Here is a 16,064-nt window from a genome sequence, read left to right on the forward strand (position 1 = left end):
GCACCCGCCCCGCCCGCAGGCCGAACCCGCGACCGGACCGGGGGCGACGCTTAATAATCGCGCTCGAAATAGATGCCGATGGTGTTGTTGCCATCGCTGCCGGCGGACCCGCGCGCCCGCAGATGTTCGGAAATATCGAGGTTGAGGTTGATCGTGCTTTGCCCGTTATCGCCGACCGAGATATCGGTATACAGATTCTCGCTGAGATATTTGCCGGCGCGGACCTGCACATTGCCCTCGTCGTCGGTCTGCAGGTCCAGATCGTCCAGCCCCACCTGATCGCGCAGCCTGCCCACGATCCCCTCGCCGCCCCGTCCGGCCAGAACGGCCAGCGCATTGGCCAGCTGCGCGGCCTGAAGCGGGCTGATGCTGTCCAGCCCGCGACCGAACAGCAGTTGCGACAGAACCTCTTCCTCGGGCATTTCGGGTGAGGCTTCAAACCTGATATCGGGATCGCGCGCCTCGCCGTCGATGATGATGCGGGTGGTCACGCCGTCCTGGCTGGTCTCGGCGACCAGCCGGATGACGGGGATCAGGCTGCCCTGCAATTCGACCAGCCCTTCGGTCAGGTCGAACCGCTTGCCCAACAGATCGACGCGCCCCCGGATCAGTTCCAGATGGCCGATGGGAACGACGTTGCGGGGTGTGCCCCGGACCACCAGATCGCCCCCCATCTCGGCATCGACGCCACGGCCGCGGATGAACACCCGGTTCGGCGCGCTGATGACCAGATCCAGCCGCGGCGGATTGGCCGGCGGGGTCGAGGCCGGCCCGCCCATCTCGGCATCCCGCGATGCTTCGCTGGGATAGGGTTCCAGCCCCGCCTTGGCGCGCGTGGCCCGCACCGGCCGGCGGTCGCCCACGTGGTTGATGTCGGGGATCGCCTTTGCCCCGCCCAGGCCGGTCGAGGGGATGCGGATCTCGGTCTCGCCCAGTTCGATCCGCCCCGAGATGACCGGGCCTGCGGCCAGGCGTCCGGCAAAGCTGACCTGCCCGTTGATCTCGGTCTGATACAGGTTCGGGTCGCGCGCGATCACGCGGTCAAGCCGAACGTCCAGATCGACGGTCCCCGCCGTCAGATCGACCGGCCCGTTCAGGGTGATGCGCCCGCCGGCCGCGACATTCGCGGCGGCGTCCACGTCGATCCGGCCGTTCCGGAAGCCTGCGGTGACGTCCATCTGTTCCAGCCGCAGCCCCAGACCCGGCTCGGCCAGTTCGCCGCCCTGCAAGCGCAACGTGCCCCCAAGCGCCTGCAATCCCGGCGGCCCGTTCAGCGTCAGATCCAGCCGCAGCGGCCCCTCGATGCTGCGCGTTCTGAGAAAGCCGTTGGCGATGGACGCATCCGAGGTGCCCGAGATCGACAGATCCGTGGTCGAGAAATCGCGCGCGGCGGTTCCGGTCACGCGCAGATCTGTGCCGGCAGGCGCGGTCGCCGCCAGATCCACGACGAAATTCGCGCCGCGTTCGCGCACCACCCCGTTGACGCGGACCGGACCGGGCAGGCGGGGCTGGACCACCGCCAGATCGTTCACCCGGGCATCGACGTCCAGCCCGCTGGCGGTGTCGCCGCTGGCGTCGATCCGCAGTTGCGGGTTGCTCAGATCGACGCGCTGGAACGACAGCCCCTGCGGCGATTGCGTCGCGGCCAGATCGAAGCTGGTCTGCCCGCGCAGCAGCGGATCGACCCGTGGCTGACCCACCGACAGGCCGCTGGCGGTGCCGGTGGCGGTGATCCGGCGCAGATCGCCCTGTTCCACCACCCGCGCATCCGCCGACAGCGCACCGCTGATGCCGTTGCCCAGAAACCGCAGATCGCCCGCGTTCAGGGTCGCGCTGACATCGGTCTGGCCGCCGCCGACAGTGCCGGCCGCGGACGCGTTCAGGCGCGGATTTTCGACCTGCGCCCGGTCGATGGTGAACACGCCGTCGCGTTCGGTGCCGGTCACCTGCAGCCGGGTTTCGCCGGCCAGCGCGCCGTCAAGCTGGGCCTGCCCGAAGGCCAGGTCGCGCCCGGTGCCGGCCAGCTCCAGCCGCCGCACGCCGTCGCCCGCCTCGCGAAAGCTGCCGTCCACGTCCAGCGCGCCGCGCCATCCCTGCCCCATGAAGGCCAGCGACCGCGCCTCGATGCTGGCGGCGATGTCGGTCACGCCCTCGCCATAGGTGCCCTGCGCGGTCGCGGTCAGCTGATCGTTGGTCAGATCGACATCGCGCAGCGTGATCACGCCGTCCTTTTCCTCGGCCTGCACCGTCAGGCGCGTGGTGCCGGTCAGCGCGCCATCGACATTCTGCTGCCCAAGGCTCAGATCCTGGCCGGTGCCGGTCAGGTCCACCCTGCGCGTGCCGTCCTGTTCGCTCAGCTGCGCCTGGGCCTGGAACGTCCCCGACCAGTCGGGCCGGATCGCGCCCAGATCGACGATGCGGAACTGCGCCGTCGCATCCAGTGCGCCGGGCGCGAAACTGCCCTGCCCCTCGGCGCTCAGCTGCGGGTTGGCCAGCTGGAACGTCTCGACCTGAAAGCCGTCATTTTCGGTCTCGCCGGCCACGATTGCCAGATTGGTGCGGCCCTGCAAGGCGTTGTCCAGCGCCTCGATGCCGATCTTCAGATCGTTCGCCTCTCCGCTGACGCTGAGCCTTCGTTGGCCCGCCGCACCGTTCAGCTTGGCCTCGGCCTCAAGCGAGCCGGCATAGTTCGGATCGGCGGCCTCCAGCGACGGCATGCTGATCTGCGCGGTCACGTCGCTTGACAGGCTGTTCAGATATCCCTGCGCCTCGGCGGTCAGCCCCTGCGCGTCGACCGACAGACTGTCCAGTTCGATCCCGGTCTCGTCGCGCCGCACCAGCAGGCCGATGGTCGAATCCCCGGCCAGCAGACGGTCAAGCTGCGGCTGATCCAGCGAGATGTCGGTGCCGGTGATCTGCGCGTCCAGATCGAAGCTGCGGTTCAGAACCCGGTAATAGCCGGTCACCGATGCATCCGCGCTGCCCGTCACGTCGCGCCCGGCCAGCATCGACAGCCGGGACAGATCGTCATAGCGGGCGTCGATATCGGTGGACAGAAGAAAGCCCCCCGACAGGCCCGACAGCAGGAAGAACCCCGACAACCCGTAATCCGAACCCGTGACGGTCAGCTGCGACACCTCGAACGCCTGTCCGGGGGTGAATTCGAACCGCGCCTGCCCGGTCACGTCCGTCCCGACCGCCTGCGCCACGCCCGCATCCTGAAATTCAAGCTGACGGGCGCCGAACTCGATGCCGCCGGTCACGGCCGACAGCGCGCTGCCGTCCAGCACCACCTGGCCCGACCCGTCCAGCGTCAGCGCGCCGATGGTGACCTGATCCTGCCGCAACTGCCCCACCCGGCCGGTCAGGGTCCAGCCCTCGCCCTGCGCGGCGTCGTAATGCAGGTCAAGCTTGCCCGATTCCACCGTGACCTGCCCATTGCCGCCGGGCAGGGCGACGGGGATCTGCGCGGCACCGGCATCGCGGCCCAGAAGAATGTCCAGATCGGCGCTTTGCGGCGCCGATTGCGCGTTCGTGGCCAGCGATCCCGACACCGTCAGCGCCTCGGTCTCGATCTTCAGTTCCGGGATGGTCAGCCGGCCATCCTCGCCGCGCCAGCCTTGCGCGACAAGCTGGGTGCTTTCGCCGAAAAAGGTGCGGTCGGCGGGCGGAACCAGCGACGCGACATCGCCGCCCAGGGTCAGCCGGAACGCGGTGCCGGGGGTGCCGTCCGGGCCCGGCGCGGCGTTCGCGCCGGCCTGACCCGTCACCCGCGGCTGGCCGTCGGTGGCAAGGCGGATATCGGCGGTAAAATCCTCCAGCGCGCCTTCGCCGGTGATCTGGGCCTCGATGGAGGGCTTGTCATACAGGTTCACCAGGTTGACCAGCAGACCGTCGGCATCCTCGTCCAGTTCCAGATTGACGCGCAGGATGCGGGTGTCGTTGGAATAGCCCGCATCCAGCACGAATTCGCCGCGCGGACCGTCAAGCCGGTCGATGGTCAGTTGCGCCTCGCCCTCTCCGCCCGCAAGGCTCATGCTGCCATTGACCGAGATGGCGGCCGCGACCCCGATCACCGGCTCGCCCAGTTCGACACGGCTGATGGCGATGTCCTGGATCTGCAACGAGACCGGCAGTTCGGGCAGCGCGAATTCGCGCGCCTCGGCCTGCGGGCGCTGATCGTCGCCCGCGGACGGCAGGCGCGGCATCTGGATTTCGGCCGCCGACATTTCCGCGATGTCCACCCGCCCGCGCAGCAGCGCGGCCCGGTTCCACTGGATCGCGCCATCGGTCAGGGTCAGCCAGACGCCCTCGGCATCCGCGATGGTGATCCGCTCGAACGTCGCGCGCGACGACAGCGCGCCCTCGAACCCGTCGATGACGACGCGCCGGCCGCTGCCCGACAGGTTCTTTTCCAGAAGCCGGGTCAGAAAACCGCGGTCGTCGCTTTCCTGTTCCGAGATTTCGCTGGCGCTTTGCGCGAACACCACCAGCGGCAGCATCAGCGCGAAAAAGATCGTGATGAATCTGCGCATCAGAATGCCTGCCCCAATCCCAGATACAGTTGAACCCCGTCATCGGTGTCGCCGTCGCCGACCGGCGCGCCGATATCGAACCGCAACGGGCCGATCGGGGTCGCATAGCGCACGCCCGCCCCCGCGCCGGCGTGCCAGCGGCTGCTGCCCGACCACGCATCCTCGGCCCAGACGCGGCCGTAATCTGCGAACACGACCAGCCCGATGCGTTCGCGCACCTGGAACCGGATCTCGGCGCTGGCATTCGCCACGCTCATGCCGCCGGTCTTGATCGGGCCGTCGTCTCCGGCGATCTCGTAGACGCCAAGCGATTGATAGGCCTGGCCGCGCACGGTGCCGCCGCCGCCCGAATAGAACAGGTATTCGCGCGGAGTCTCCTGGATCTCGCTGCCCAGAATGGTGCCGAAACGCGCCCTGCCGGCCAGCGTGAACCGGTCCTCCTCGCCGAAGGAATAATAGCTGCGCCCCTCGCCCAGAAGCCGCGCGCCGCTGCCGGTCTCGTCGAATCCCTTGAACGGCGTCGCCTCGCCGGACAGGTAAAAGCCGCGCTTGGCGTCGGTCGCCTCGTCGCGCCGGTCCCAGATCACGTCCATCGGAAAGGCCAGCGCCTTGAACCGGGTGGTGTCGCCGTTGTCGCGCACCCGCGCATAGAAATACTGGATCGCCAGATCGGCGGTCAGTTCGTCGCTGAAGATATGGTTGAACCCCAATGCGGCGCTGGCCGAATCGGAATCGTAATCCTCTTCACGCTCGCGCGCGATCCGGGTTTCGATATAGGCGGTGGTGTCGGGTGTGACCGTGGCCGGGCGGTCGATCCGCACGGTCAGCCTTTCGTCGCGCCCGCTGATGTCGGATTCGATATCGGACACGGTGCCGTCGATCCGCAGCCGTTCGGCGCCGCCCAGAAGGTTGCGATGCATCCAGTAGGCCGAGACCTGCGCCCCGTCGGTGCTGGAAATCTCGAACCCCGCGCCGATCCTGCGCGGCTTTTGTTCCACGACCGTCAGATCGACATCCATGGTGTTGCCCGGACCCAGATCGGCGGCCTCGTCCAGCGTCACCGCCGAAAACACGCCGGCGCGGCGCAGGCGCTTGCGGACGGTTTCCAGTTCCTCGGGGTCGAACCGCTCGCCTTCGGGGAAACCCGCGATCTTGCGCAGGCGGCGCGGGTCCATCCGCTCGTATCCCGAGATGTTCAGCCTGCCGAAGGTCACGGTCGGGCCGGGGGCCAGCGCGATCTGGCTGTCGACGGTTTCACTGGGGTGATCGGCGGTGATCTGCTGGCCGGCGACATCCGCCTTGGCGTGACCGTAATTGCGCCAGCCATCCACGCCTGCCAGCGCCGCGGCCTTGATCGTGCCGGTTCCGGCGGTTTCGCCCTGTGCGTATTCGTCGGGAATCTCGCTTGCGGGCGCCACCGGCGCGATCGCGGCGCGCGAGAACCTGAATGTCGGCCCCGGCTGGACCGTCACCACCACGGACCTGACGATCTCGGGCGCGTCCAGCGGCGCGATGCCCGCAGCCTCGACCCCGTCCAGCGTGATATAGATTTGCGCCGAATAATGGCCCTGATCGTAAAGCGCGCCCAGAATCCGGGCATAATCGGCGCGCGCGGCGGCCAGAACGTCCTGCCCGGTCGTCCGCCCTTCCTGAAGCGCGCCGGAAATCAGCGAGGTGTTACGGATCACCCGTTCAAGCGCGTCGTCGTCGCCGGCGATGCGGAAATCCAGATCGACCGGACCCTCGGTCTTGCTGCCGCCGCCGAACAGCCCCGAGAACGGCGACGAGGATTGCCCCACCGCCATGCCACCGAAGCCCAACGCGGTGGTCACGATCAACCCCACCCGCAGATATGCCCGCATCGTTCCTGCCCTGCCATTCGTGCTTTGCCGCATTATGAACAGGAAGAGGCCCGCGAATCCAGCACTTCATGGCGGAAACCCCGCCTGCCGCGCAAGGTTTTCGCGCCCGGTGTGGCGTTCAGGTCAGCGCCTTCAGGCACCCGTGCAGCGCGGCCATATCGTCGCGGATCAGAAAGATCGGCGTGTTTTCAGGAATGTGGCGCATGAACGGCTGGGCCAGAAAGCCGCGCTGAAAGTCCTGCATCCGGTCGGCGATGCTGCGCCCGACGCCGCCGGCAAGATACAGCCCCTCCAGCGGCATGAAATGCAGCGCCAGTTCGCGACACATCAGCCCGACCAGTTCCGCAAACAGGCCATAGGTCGCCACCGCCGCCGGATCGCCCGCCCTTGCGGCGCGCGCGATGTCCTCGGCGCGGATCGGATCGCTGGCGGTGCGCGCGGCATGCAGCCGCGACAGGCCGCGCCCGGCGAAGGTCTCTTCGGTCGAGGCGAACTGCCGCGCCGTCTGCGCGCCCAGAAGATCGGCCAGACGCAGATGGATATTGGCGGGCAGGTTCGTGTGGCCTTCCTCGGCCTCCATCGCCGTGACGCCACCGCCCGCCGACATGCGCACGGCGCAGACATTGAAGCCGGTGCCCAGACCCACGACCAATGCCTGATCGTTGCGCGCGCGGTCTGCGGGTGCCGTGCGCAGGACCGCCACCCCGTCTTCCCGCAACGACGGAATCGCATGGCCCAAGGCGGTCAGATCGTTGATCAGCAGGACCCGGTCCGCATCGGTCAGCCGCGCCAGCCGATCCTGATCGAAATCCCAGTCGCGATTGGTCAGCCGCGCCTTGCCGCCGCTGACCGGGCCGGCGACCGCGATGCAGACCGACTCGATATGCGGCTGGTCCTGTTCCTGCAGAAAGCGCCGCACGACATCGTCGAAGCCGGCGAAATCGTCGCCCCGGAAACGGGTGACGGACTGGCCGTCGATGACATGGTCGCGCGCAATCGCCAGCCGCGCATTGGTGCCGCCGACATCCCCCAGAAGCATCGCCATCCTGTATCCTCGCCGTCATCGCCTGCCGGTCTGCTTACGCCAGATCGGCGCGCGATTCGATAGGGCGCGGGCGGCACGGTTCGGGCACGCCCGGAACCCGCCGGGGCGGCTTGGCGTTGCCAGACCGACGAACGACACATCCGAAAGGCCGAAACCATGACCCGCACCGCACACCGCATCGCCCGCCTGAGTATGGCCGGCAGCGTCGCGCTGCTGACGGCCATGCCCGCACTGGCCGCCTCGCGCGCCGATCAGCCGGTTCAGGGCTGGTCGGCCATGTCCGGCATTGCCGTTCCCGATCTTCTGGACCGCGCGCAGGACATGCCCACATCGGACATGGCGGTCGGCGATCAGCCCTATTGCGCCGACGATCCCGAGATTCACCAGACGCTGCACCACGATTTCGCCGAAAAGCCGGTCGATGCCTCGCACGAGGGGACCCAGCTTTGGGGGTCGGATCGGTTGGGCACCTGGACGCTGGTGGCCCCGCGCGAGGATCGCACAAGCTGCATCATCGCCTCGGGCATCGGGTATGATCCGGAAAAGGACGTCGAGGTCTACTACCGGACGGCCGGGCTGAAGTGATCAGCCGACGCGGCGCAGGAAGCTGCGCGTCCGGTCGTCCTGCGGGTTGCCGAAGATCTGGTCGGGCGGCCCCTGTTCCACGATCCGCCCGCCTTCCATGAAGACGATGCGGTCCGCGATCTCGCGCGCGAACTGCATCTCGTGGGTGACGATCAGCATCGTCTGGCGCCCGTCCGCGATGGCCCGGATCAGGTCCAGAACCTCGCCCACCCATTCGGGGTCCAGCGCGCTGGTCGGCTCGTCGAACAGCATCAGATCGGCATCCAGCGCCATGGCGCGCCCGATGCCGACGCGCTGCTGCTGACCGCCCGACATGCCCGAAGGATAGCTGTCGCCGCGATCGCCCAGCCCGATCTGCGACAGGATCTTGTCCGCGCGCGCCAGCGCCTTGTCCTTCGGCCAGCCGCGAACCGTGGTCAGCCCCTCCATGATGTTCTCGCGCGCGGTCTTGTTGGCAAACAGCGCATAGTTCTGGAACACGAAGCCCGTGCGCCGGCGCAGCGCGAGGATCTGGGACTTGCCGGCCTTCGCGGCGTCCACCTGCAGATCGCCGATCACGATCCGCCCCTCATCGGGCCGGTCCAGCCAGTTCAGGCAGCGCAGCAACGTGGATTTGCCGGTGCCCGAGGGGCCGATGATGGCCACCCGCTCGCCCGGTTTCAGGCACAGGTCGATGCCGTTCAGGACGGTGTTGGTGCCGAAACGCTTGATCAGCCCGTCCACCTCGATCTCGCAACTCATCGCGCCACCGCCTTTCCCAGATGCGTCTCCATCCGGCGCTGGCCGACCGACAGCAATTCGACGATGCCCCAGTAGAACAGGGCGACGACCAGAAACGCCTCGAGGTACAGGAAACTGCCCGCGGCCTCTTTCTGCGCCGCGCCCATCATCTCGGTCACGCCCAGGGTGAAGGCCAGCGAGGTGCTTTTGATCATGTCGATGAAATAGTTCATCAGCGTGGGCGCGGCGACGCGGGCGGCCTGCGGCAGCACGATCCGCCGCAGAAGCTGACCCTGCGTCATGCCGATGGACTGCGCCGCCTCCCACTGGCTGCGATCCACGCCCAAGATCGCGCCGCGGATGCTTTCGGCCATATAGGCCGAGAAATGCAGCGTCAGCCCGAAGATCGCGGCGGTGACGCCGTTGATGCTGGTCATGAAGGTCAGCATCTGGGGCAGGCCGTAATAGAACAGGAACAGCTGCACCAGCAGCGGCGTGCCCCGAAAAAAGCTGATGAACACCGCCACGACCCGGTCCAGCACCGGCAGCCGCAGAACCCGCACGATGGCAAGGATTGCGGCCAGGGCCAGCGCGGCGATCATGGCGATGATCGCCATGAACAGGGTCAGCGGGACATAGCCGGCAATGACCGGCGCCAGATCCCACATATAGGCGATGTCCAGTGGCCGCATTACTCGGCGTCAGCCGGAACGGTCACGTCGGAATCCAGCCATTTCTGCGAAATCTCGGCCAGGGTTCCGTTTTCCTTCAGCGTCGTGATCGCCGCATCGACCCGGTCGCGCATCGCCCGACCCGCCTCGTCGTCGCGGAACGGCAGGGCGTTGCGGATCTCGTCGAAAGGCTGGCCGGCCAGGGCCAGCGGCAGCGGGCTTTCCTTGATCACCTGCGCCGATGACACCCGGTCCATCACGAAGGCATCGACGCGGCCCAACGCCGTGTCCTGTTCGATGTTGCTGTCATAGGTGCGGATGTCGATCTGGTCGGCATAGGGCAGATCGCGCAGCAACTCCTCGAAGTTGGAACCCAGATTGACCGCGACCGTGCGGCCCTTCAGGCTTTCGGGGCCGGTGATCTCATCCTCGTTGCCGGCCTTCACCACCACCTGCGCGCCGTCATAGACATAGGGCTGGGTGAAAACGAACTTTTCCTCGCGTTCGGGGGTGATGGTGATCTGGTTGGCGATGGTGTCGATGCGGTTCGATTCCAGCGCCCCGATCAGCCCGGAGAAGGACATCGTCACAAACTCGATGTCGTCGCCGGTTTCCTCGCCGATGGCGTTCATCAGATCGACCTCGAAACCCTGCAACTCGTCGGCGCGGGTGAAGGTGAACGGGAAATAGCTGCCCGACATGCCGACACGGATCGTCTCGGCGGCGGCGGGCAGGGCAGTCGTCACGGCAAGGATGGCCGTCAGGATCGTCTTGCGCATCGGAAAAACTCCTTGAATTCAACACGGCCTAGATGCGCATCCGGCCGCAGCGGGGCAACCGGCCCGCGTCCGGCGGCGCGAAATAAGGACAGCGTCGCGGGGCGCGCGGGGCGGTCAGGGACTGCTTCCTGCGGCCAACCCGCGACGCGGAACTTTGTTCCCCGGCCCGCGCCGCGGCCTGTCGCAGCCGGTCCGGCGCAGACGGGCGCGGCGGCGGGCGATTGCACATCCGCTGCGGGTCGCGCAAACTCTGCCCGGAAAAACGGGAGAGTTCGTGATGAAACAGTTCTACGCCGCCGCGCTGATCGGTGCGGCCGCCATCGCCCCGGCCGGGGCGCAGGAAATCAAGATCGGCTATGCGCTGGCCGAAGACAGCCATTACGGCGTCGCCGCCAAGGCGTTCGAGGAATCGCTGACCGAAAGCCTGGGCGACCAGTTCACGTTCCGCCATTTCCCCTCATCCGGGCTTGGCGGCGAACGCGAGGTGGTCGAGGGGGTGCAGCTTGGCACCGTGGAAATGACCATCGTCTCGACCGGCACGCTGTCCAATTTCGTGCCGGAATCGGGGGTCTTCGACGTGCCCTTCCTGTTTCGCGATCTGGACCACGCCCGCAAGGTGCTGGACGGCGAGATCGGACAGGACATGCTGGCGAAATTCGACGATGCGGGTCTGCACGCGCTGGCCTGGGGCGAGCAGGGGTTCCGCCACATCACCAATAATCGCGGCGCCATCCAGACGCCCGCCGACACCGAAGGGCTGAAGATCCGCACGATGGAAAATCCGGTCCACATCCAGGCGTTCAAGGCGCTTGGCGCGGCACCCACGCCGATGGCATGGCCCGAGGTGATCGGCGCGTTGCAGCAGGGCGCCATCGACGGGCAGGAAAACCCGCTGTCGGTGATCGTCTCGGCCAAGCTGAGCGAGGTGCAGGATTATCTGACGCTGGACGGCCATGTCTATTCGCCGGCGGTGATCCTGATCGCGCCCGCGCTGTGGGACGGTCTGGACGAAGACCAGAAGGCCGCGTTCGATCAGGCCGCCGCCGATGCCGTCGCCGCCATGCGCGGCTATGTGGACGAGGTCGAGGCATCGGGCGTCGCCGCGCTGAAGGAACAGGGGATGGAGGTCAACGAATTGTCGCCTGAACAGAAAGCCGCGTTCCGCGATGCGCTGTCCGAGCCTTACAAGGATTACGAGGCGCAGTTCGGCAAGGACCTGATGGACCGTATCCAGGCCGCCGAATAGGGGCAGGATGCGCCGGATCGAACGCGCCTTCGTCGTGCTGAACGGCGCCGCCGTCATCGCCGGGCTTGCCCTGATGGCGGTGGTGGTCGGCTGGAACGTCGCCGCCCGCTATCTGTGGGCGGGCTCGCTGCCCTGGGCCGACGAGGTCGCGCGCTATGCGATGATCTGGCTGACATTCCTGGGCAGCGGTCTTGCCCTGCGCGAGGGCGCCCATGTCGCCATCGCCAACGCGCAAGAGGCGCTGCCCGGCCCGGCGCAGCGCGCGCTGCGCTGGCTGATCCTGCTGACGCTGTTTGGGTTCTTCGCGTTCATGGTGTGGGTCGGCATCGACTACATGAACCGGATGGCGGTGCAGAAATCGGCGGCGCTGCGGCTGCCGATGCGGTGGGTCTATGCGGCCATGCCCGCCGGTTTCGCGCTGATGATCGCGCATCTGGCGCTGATCGCGCCGCGCTATCTGCGCGCCGGCTTCCAGCCCTCGGACGAGGCCGCGCGTGGTTGAAATCCTGATCGCGGCCTTCCTGATCCTGATGGCGGTGGGCGTGCCGGTCGCCTTCGCGCTGGCGCTGGCGGCGTTTGCGGCGGTGGGGATCACCGGCCGATACCCGCTGGTCGTGGTCGTCAAGGAGATGTTCACCGGGCTGGACAGTTTTCCGCTGCTGGCGGTGCCGTTCTTCATCCTCGCGGCCGAAATCATGTCCACCGGCGCGATTTCCGCCATGCTGCTGCGCTTTGCCTCGCAATTCGTGGGGCATCTGCGCGGCGGGCTGGGATATGCCAACGTGCTGACCTCGACCCTGTTCGCGGGGATTTCGGGGTCCGCGCTGGCCGATGCCGCAGGTCCCGGCGCGATGATGGTGCGGATGATGGACAAGGCGGGCTACGGGCGCGCCTATGCCGGGGCGCTGACCATCGCCACCTCGGTGGTGGGGCCGATCATCCCGCCCTCGATCACCATGATCATCTATGCCTTGCAGGATCGCAACGTGTCGGTGGGGTCGCTGTTCATGGCCGGCATCCTGCCGGGGCTGCTGATCTCGGCGGTGATGGCCGCCGTCAACTGGTGGATCAGCCGCAAACGCGGCTATCGCAGCGCCGAGCCGCGCCCGCCGCTGCGCCGGATGATCCGCAACACGGTCGCGGCGCTGCCCGCGCTGGCGCTGGTGGTGCTGATCGTGGGCGGCATCCGCGGCGGCGTGTTCACCCCGACCGAGGCATCGGTGATCGCGGTCGGCTACGCCATCGTCGTCAGCGCGGTGATCTATCGCGGCTTTACCCTGCGCGATCTGTGGGGGGCGTTCTGGCGCGCGGGCATCATGTCGGTGGCGGTGCTGATGATCCTGGCCGGGGCGCGGGCTTTCGCATGGGTCCTGATCATCGAGGGTGTGCCCCAGACCATGGCCGACGCGGTGATCGCCCTGAACCTGTCGCCCATCGCCTTCCTGCTGATGGTGAACCTGCTGCTGCTGGTGTTCGGGATGTTCATGGACCCGCTGCCCGGCGTGATGATCCTGGTGCCGATCCTGGCGCCCATCGCGCACGGGCTGGGGATCGCGCCGGATCATTTCGCCATCGTGGTGATCGTCAACCTGACCTTCGGGCTGATGACGCCGCCGGTGGGCGGGCTGATCTTTGTCGTGGCCTCGGCCACGGGGCAGCGCCCGTCCGCGCTGATCCGCGAATTGCCGCCGTTCTTTCTGGCCGCGCTGGCGGTCCTGCTGATCCTGACCCTGGTTCCCGCCCTGTCCACCTGGCTGCCCGCGATCAGCGGGTTCGGCGGATGAGCGCCCCGGCAAATCTGCGGACTTGATTCAGCCCCGCCGGGCCAGCATGGTTTCGGCAACGACGGCAATGCGGCAGGGGGACATGACGACATGGGCAAGCGCGACGAATTGATCGACCGATATGCCGAGGATATCCGCGACAAGCTGGGCCAGACGCCGGACATGGACCTGCTGACCAGGGTCACCATCGGCTGCGGGCCGTCGATCTACAGCGACGACGCCTCGACCGTCGCCGCAAGCGATCGGGCCGAGCTGGAACGGATCAAGACCAGCTATCTGATGAAGAAGCTGGGGCTGCCCGACGGGCCCGACCTGATGGCGGGGATCGACACGGTGATCGACGCCTATGGAAGGTCGAACCGCAACAAGTATCGCGCCGTCGTCTATTATCTTCTGTGCCGCCATTTCGGCAAAGAGGCGGTCTATCGCTGACCGACCATCGCCTTGATCGCCATCACGTGACCGGGATCGGCGGCGAGGCAATCGGCCGCCAGCGCCTCGGCCTGCGGGATCAGATCGGCGGCGGGCGCGATCCGGTCGATCAGGCCCCATGACAGCGCCTCGGCCGCGTCGATCCGGGCGCCGGCCATCAGGATCATCCGGGCACGCGACGGCCCGACCAGCCCGGTCAGCCGGCGCGGGTCGGAGGGTTGCGGCAGGAATCCCAGCTTCATCACCGGATAGAAAAACCTGGCCTCGGGCACCGCGATCCGCAGATCGCAGGCCAGCGCCACGCCGAACGCGCCGCCCGCCAGCGTCCCGTTCAGCGCCGCGATCGTCAGGCACGGCATCGTCGCCATCCGCCCCGACAGCCGTTCCCAGTCGGGCGAGGCGGTCAGCCCCGCCTTCGCCTCGGCCAGATCGGCGCCGGCGGAAAACACCTTGCCGGTGGCGGTCAGGATCAGCGCCCCGCAATCGTCGCGCGCGGCTGTCTCGTCCAGCGCCGCCGTCAGGTCGCGCAGCATCGCCCCGGTCAGCGAATTGGCCTTGTCTGGCCGGTCGATCGTCAGCAGGGCCAGCCCGCCGCGCCATTCGGTTCGGATCACGGAATGTTCCCTTTCCCTTGCCCCGCCGCTGTGTCAGATATTGAGCGATTTTCCCGGCATTGCGAAAGGTATCCGGCATGTTCCGCACAGTTGCAACCTCGGCCGCGGCCCTGATCGCCGCAGCATCGCCCGTCCTTGCCGACGTGACCCCGGCGCAGGTCTGGGACAATATCAGCAAATATTACACCGACATGGGCTATCAGGTGACGACCGGCAGCCGCGACGAGGCGGGCGATACGCTGACCCTGTCGGACGTGGAAATCTCGGCCGATACGGACAGCAGCGATGTCAGCATCACGGTCCCTTCCATGGTCCTGCAACAGACCGGCGACCAGAAGGTGCGGACCGTGATCGAGGGCGAGATTACCGCCGACATGACCTCGCAGATGCCCGAACAGGACGACGCGACCGCGCATATCGTGATCGCGATCCCGCAGAACGAGATGATCTCGGCCGGCAGCCCCGGCGACATCCTGCACCAGGTCGTCTATCCGGAACTTCTGCTGTCGGCGCGGTTCAACGGCGGGCAGACCGCCGACGGGACAGACGGCGCGACCGGCGACATGCCGGTGCAGGTGCGGATGACCGATGTCGCCGGCAGCTATCGCAGCGTGGACGGGGCCGGCGCGCGCTCGACCTACGACATGACGGCGGCCGATCTGGACCTGAAGCTGGACCTGAAGGATATCTCTCCCGATGAAGACAGCGGCGAGACCGGTTCCGTCACCGCCCACACGATCGTGGACGGGCTGACCATCACCGGCAGCATGGTCGCGCCCGATGGCCCGTTCGACATGACCGAAAACCTTCATGGCGCGCTGAACGCCGGGCTGGTCATCGACGGCAGCTTCGCGATGGGGCCGATGACCGGCAGCGCCGAGTTTTCCAGTACCGATGCCGATGGCGCGGAAACCTCGGGCAATGCCAGCTTCTCCAACGAAAGCAGCAAGCTGACGATGGCGCTGTCCCGCGATGCGCTGACCTATCGCGGCAGCGCCAAGGGCAGCATGGCCGAGATGAACCTGGCCGACCTGCCCTTTCCGATCAGCTATGCCGTCGACAGCGCGACCGGCGGGCTGAGCTTTCCGGTCTCGAAAGCCGACGGGCCGCAGCCCTTCACCCTCAGCTATGCGCTGGCCGGGCTGACGCTGGCCGATGGCATCTGGGACCTGTTCGACCCCGAAGGCCAGCTGCCGCGCGACCCCGCCAGCCTGACCGTCGATCTTGAGGGCACCGCCACCGTGGCCGAGGATCTGCTGGACCCGGCGATGGCCGAACGGATGGACCGCGCCGCGCAAGCCGATGGCGAGGCCGAGGATGCGGAGGGGGACGGCAGCGGACAGCAGGACGAGACGTCCGGCGACCCCGCAATGCCGCCGATGCCCTTCCGCCCCGAGACGATCACGATCAACCAGCTGACGTTGCAGGCGGTGGGCGCGACGGTCGATGTCACCGGCGATCTGACCCTGCCGCAGGACGCCGATCAGCCGGTCGGCACGGTGCAGGGCAGCTTTCAGGGCGTGAACACGCTGCTGGATACGCTGGTGGCGATGGGCGTGGTGCCGCAGGAACAGATGATGGGCGCGCGGATGATGCTGGCCATGTTCGCCCGTCCGTCCGAGGACGATCCCGCGACGCTGGTCAGCGAGTTGGAGTTCAGGCCGGATGGCTCGATCCTGGCCAACGGCCAGCAGGTGAAATGACGCCGGCTGCGGCAGGACCGGGGCCGGACAGACGTCCGGCCCTTGCCGTTTGCGCCCCGGCGCATCGCGCGTGACAAGGACACCAGCA

13 protein-coding genes are annotated in these 16,064 nt (G+C 67.4%); 6 read left to right on the forward strand and 7 right to left on the reverse strand.

Annotated elements, in window-relative coordinates:
- Positions 1-50 precede the first annotated feature (50 nt).
- From JHW45_RS17435 to JHW45_RS17445, 3 genes are all read right to left on the reverse strand, one after another.
- The gene (locus tag JHW45_RS17435; protein ID WP_272858851.1) at positions 51-4,535 is read right to left on the reverse strand and encodes a translocation/assembly module TamB domain-containing protein; all 4,485 of its coding nucleotides are present in this window, start codon (positions 4,533-4,535) and stop codon (positions 51-53) included.
- A complete protein-coding gene (locus JHW45_RS17440) occupies positions 4,535-6,397 on the reverse strand; it encodes an autotransporter assembly complex protein TamA (RefSeq protein WP_272858852.1) in 1,863 nt (620 codons plus the stop codon). Before JHW45_RS17440 ends, JHW45_RS17435 begins: the two co-directional genes overlap by 1 nt.
- A gap of 118 nt (positions 6,398-6,515) precedes the next feature.
- On the reverse strand, positions 6,516-7,442 hold the full coding sequence (locus tag JHW45_RS17445; RefSeq protein ID WP_272858853.1) for a glucokinase: 927 nt from the start codon (positions 7,440-7,442) through the stop codon (positions 6,516-6,518).
- A 156-nt stretch (positions 7,443-7,598) separates the two neighbouring features.
- On the opposite strand from JHW45_RS17445, the gene JHW45_RS17450 reads away from it, so the two are divergent.
- Positions 7,599-8,027: a hypothetical protein gene (locus JHW45_RS17450; RefSeq protein ID WP_272858854.1), complete on the forward strand. Its 429-nt coding sequence runs from the start codon at positions 7,599-7,601 to the stop codon at positions 8,025-8,027.
- Here JHW45_RS17450 and JHW45_RS17455 read toward each other — a convergent pair whose 3' ends face one another.
- The 3 genes from JHW45_RS17455 to JHW45_RS17465 are packed head-to-tail and all read right to left on the reverse strand — an operon-like array spanning position 8,028 to position 10,197.
- Entirely contained in the window at positions 8,028-8,768 is a 741-nt protein-coding gene (locus JHW45_RS17455; protein ID WP_272858855.1) for an amino acid ABC transporter ATP-binding protein, read from the reverse strand. It abuts the gene before it with no gap.
- Positions 8,765-9,439 carry an amino acid ABC transporter permease gene (locus JHW45_RS17460; RefSeq protein ID WP_272858856.1) on the reverse strand — a complete coding sequence of 225 codons (675 nt, stop codon included), beginning with the start codon at positions 9,437-9,439 and terminating at the stop codon, positions 8,765-8,767. The genes JHW45_RS17455 and JHW45_RS17460 overlap by 4 nt, the downstream gene beginning before the upstream one ends.
- Entirely contained in the window at positions 9,439-10,197 is a 759-nt protein-coding gene (locus JHW45_RS17465; protein WP_272858857.1) for an amino acid ABC transporter substrate-binding protein, read from the reverse strand. Before JHW45_RS17465 ends, JHW45_RS17460 begins: the two co-directional genes overlap by 1 nt.
- 277 nt (positions 10,198-10,474) lie before the next feature.
- On the opposite strand from JHW45_RS17465, the gene JHW45_RS17470 reads away from it, so the two are divergent.
- From JHW45_RS17470 to JHW45_RS17485, 4 genes are all read left to right on the forward strand, one after another.
- Positions 10,475-11,443 carry a TRAP transporter substrate-binding protein gene (locus JHW45_RS17470; protein WP_272858858.1) on the forward strand — a complete coding sequence of 323 codons (969 nt, stop codon included), beginning with the start codon at positions 10,475-10,477 and terminating at the stop codon, positions 11,441-11,443.
- A 7-nt stretch (positions 11,444-11,450) separates the two neighbouring features.
- The gene (locus JHW45_RS17475; RefSeq protein WP_272858859.1) at positions 11,451-11,945 is read left to right on the forward strand and encodes a TRAP transporter small permease; all 495 of its coding nucleotides are present in this window, start codon (positions 11,451-11,453) and stop codon (positions 11,943-11,945) included.
- Positions 11,938-13,227: a TRAP transporter large permease gene (locus tag JHW45_RS17480; protein ID WP_272858860.1), complete on the forward strand. Its 1,290-nt coding sequence runs from the start codon at positions 11,938-11,940 to the stop codon at positions 13,225-13,227. The genes JHW45_RS17475 and JHW45_RS17480 overlap by 8 nt, the downstream gene beginning before the upstream one ends.
- A gap of 90 nt (positions 13,228-13,317) precedes the next feature.
- Positions 13,318-13,659: a DUF2853 family protein gene (locus JHW45_RS17485; RefSeq protein WP_272858861.1), complete on the forward strand. Its 342-nt coding sequence runs from the start codon at positions 13,318-13,320 to the stop codon at positions 13,657-13,659.
- Here the strand turns inward: JHW45_RS17485 and JHW45_RS17490 are convergent.
- Positions 13,650-14,273 carry an enoyl-CoA hydratase/isomerase family protein gene (locus JHW45_RS17490; RefSeq protein ID WP_272858862.1) on the reverse strand — a complete coding sequence of 208 codons (624 nt, stop codon included), beginning with the start codon at positions 14,271-14,273 and terminating at the stop codon, positions 13,650-13,652. The two genes, JHW45_RS17485 and JHW45_RS17490, sit on opposite strands and share 10 nt — an antisense overlap.
- Before the next feature lie 77 nt (positions 14,274-14,350).
- Between JHW45_RS17490 and JHW45_RS17495 the strand changes: the two genes are divergently transcribed.
- The gene (locus JHW45_RS17495; RefSeq protein ID WP_272858863.1) at positions 14,351-15,976 is read left to right on the forward strand and encodes a DUF2125 domain-containing protein; all 1,626 of its coding nucleotides are present in this window, start codon (positions 14,351-14,353) and stop codon (positions 15,974-15,976) included.
- Positions 15,977-16,064 lie beyond the last annotated feature (88 nt).

The organism is Paracoccus stylophorae (assembly GCF_028553765.1).
In the GTDB taxonomy this organism is placed as follows: Bacteria; Pseudomonadota; Alphaproteobacteria; order Rhodobacterales; family Rhodobacteraceae; genus Paracoccus; species Paracoccus stylophorae.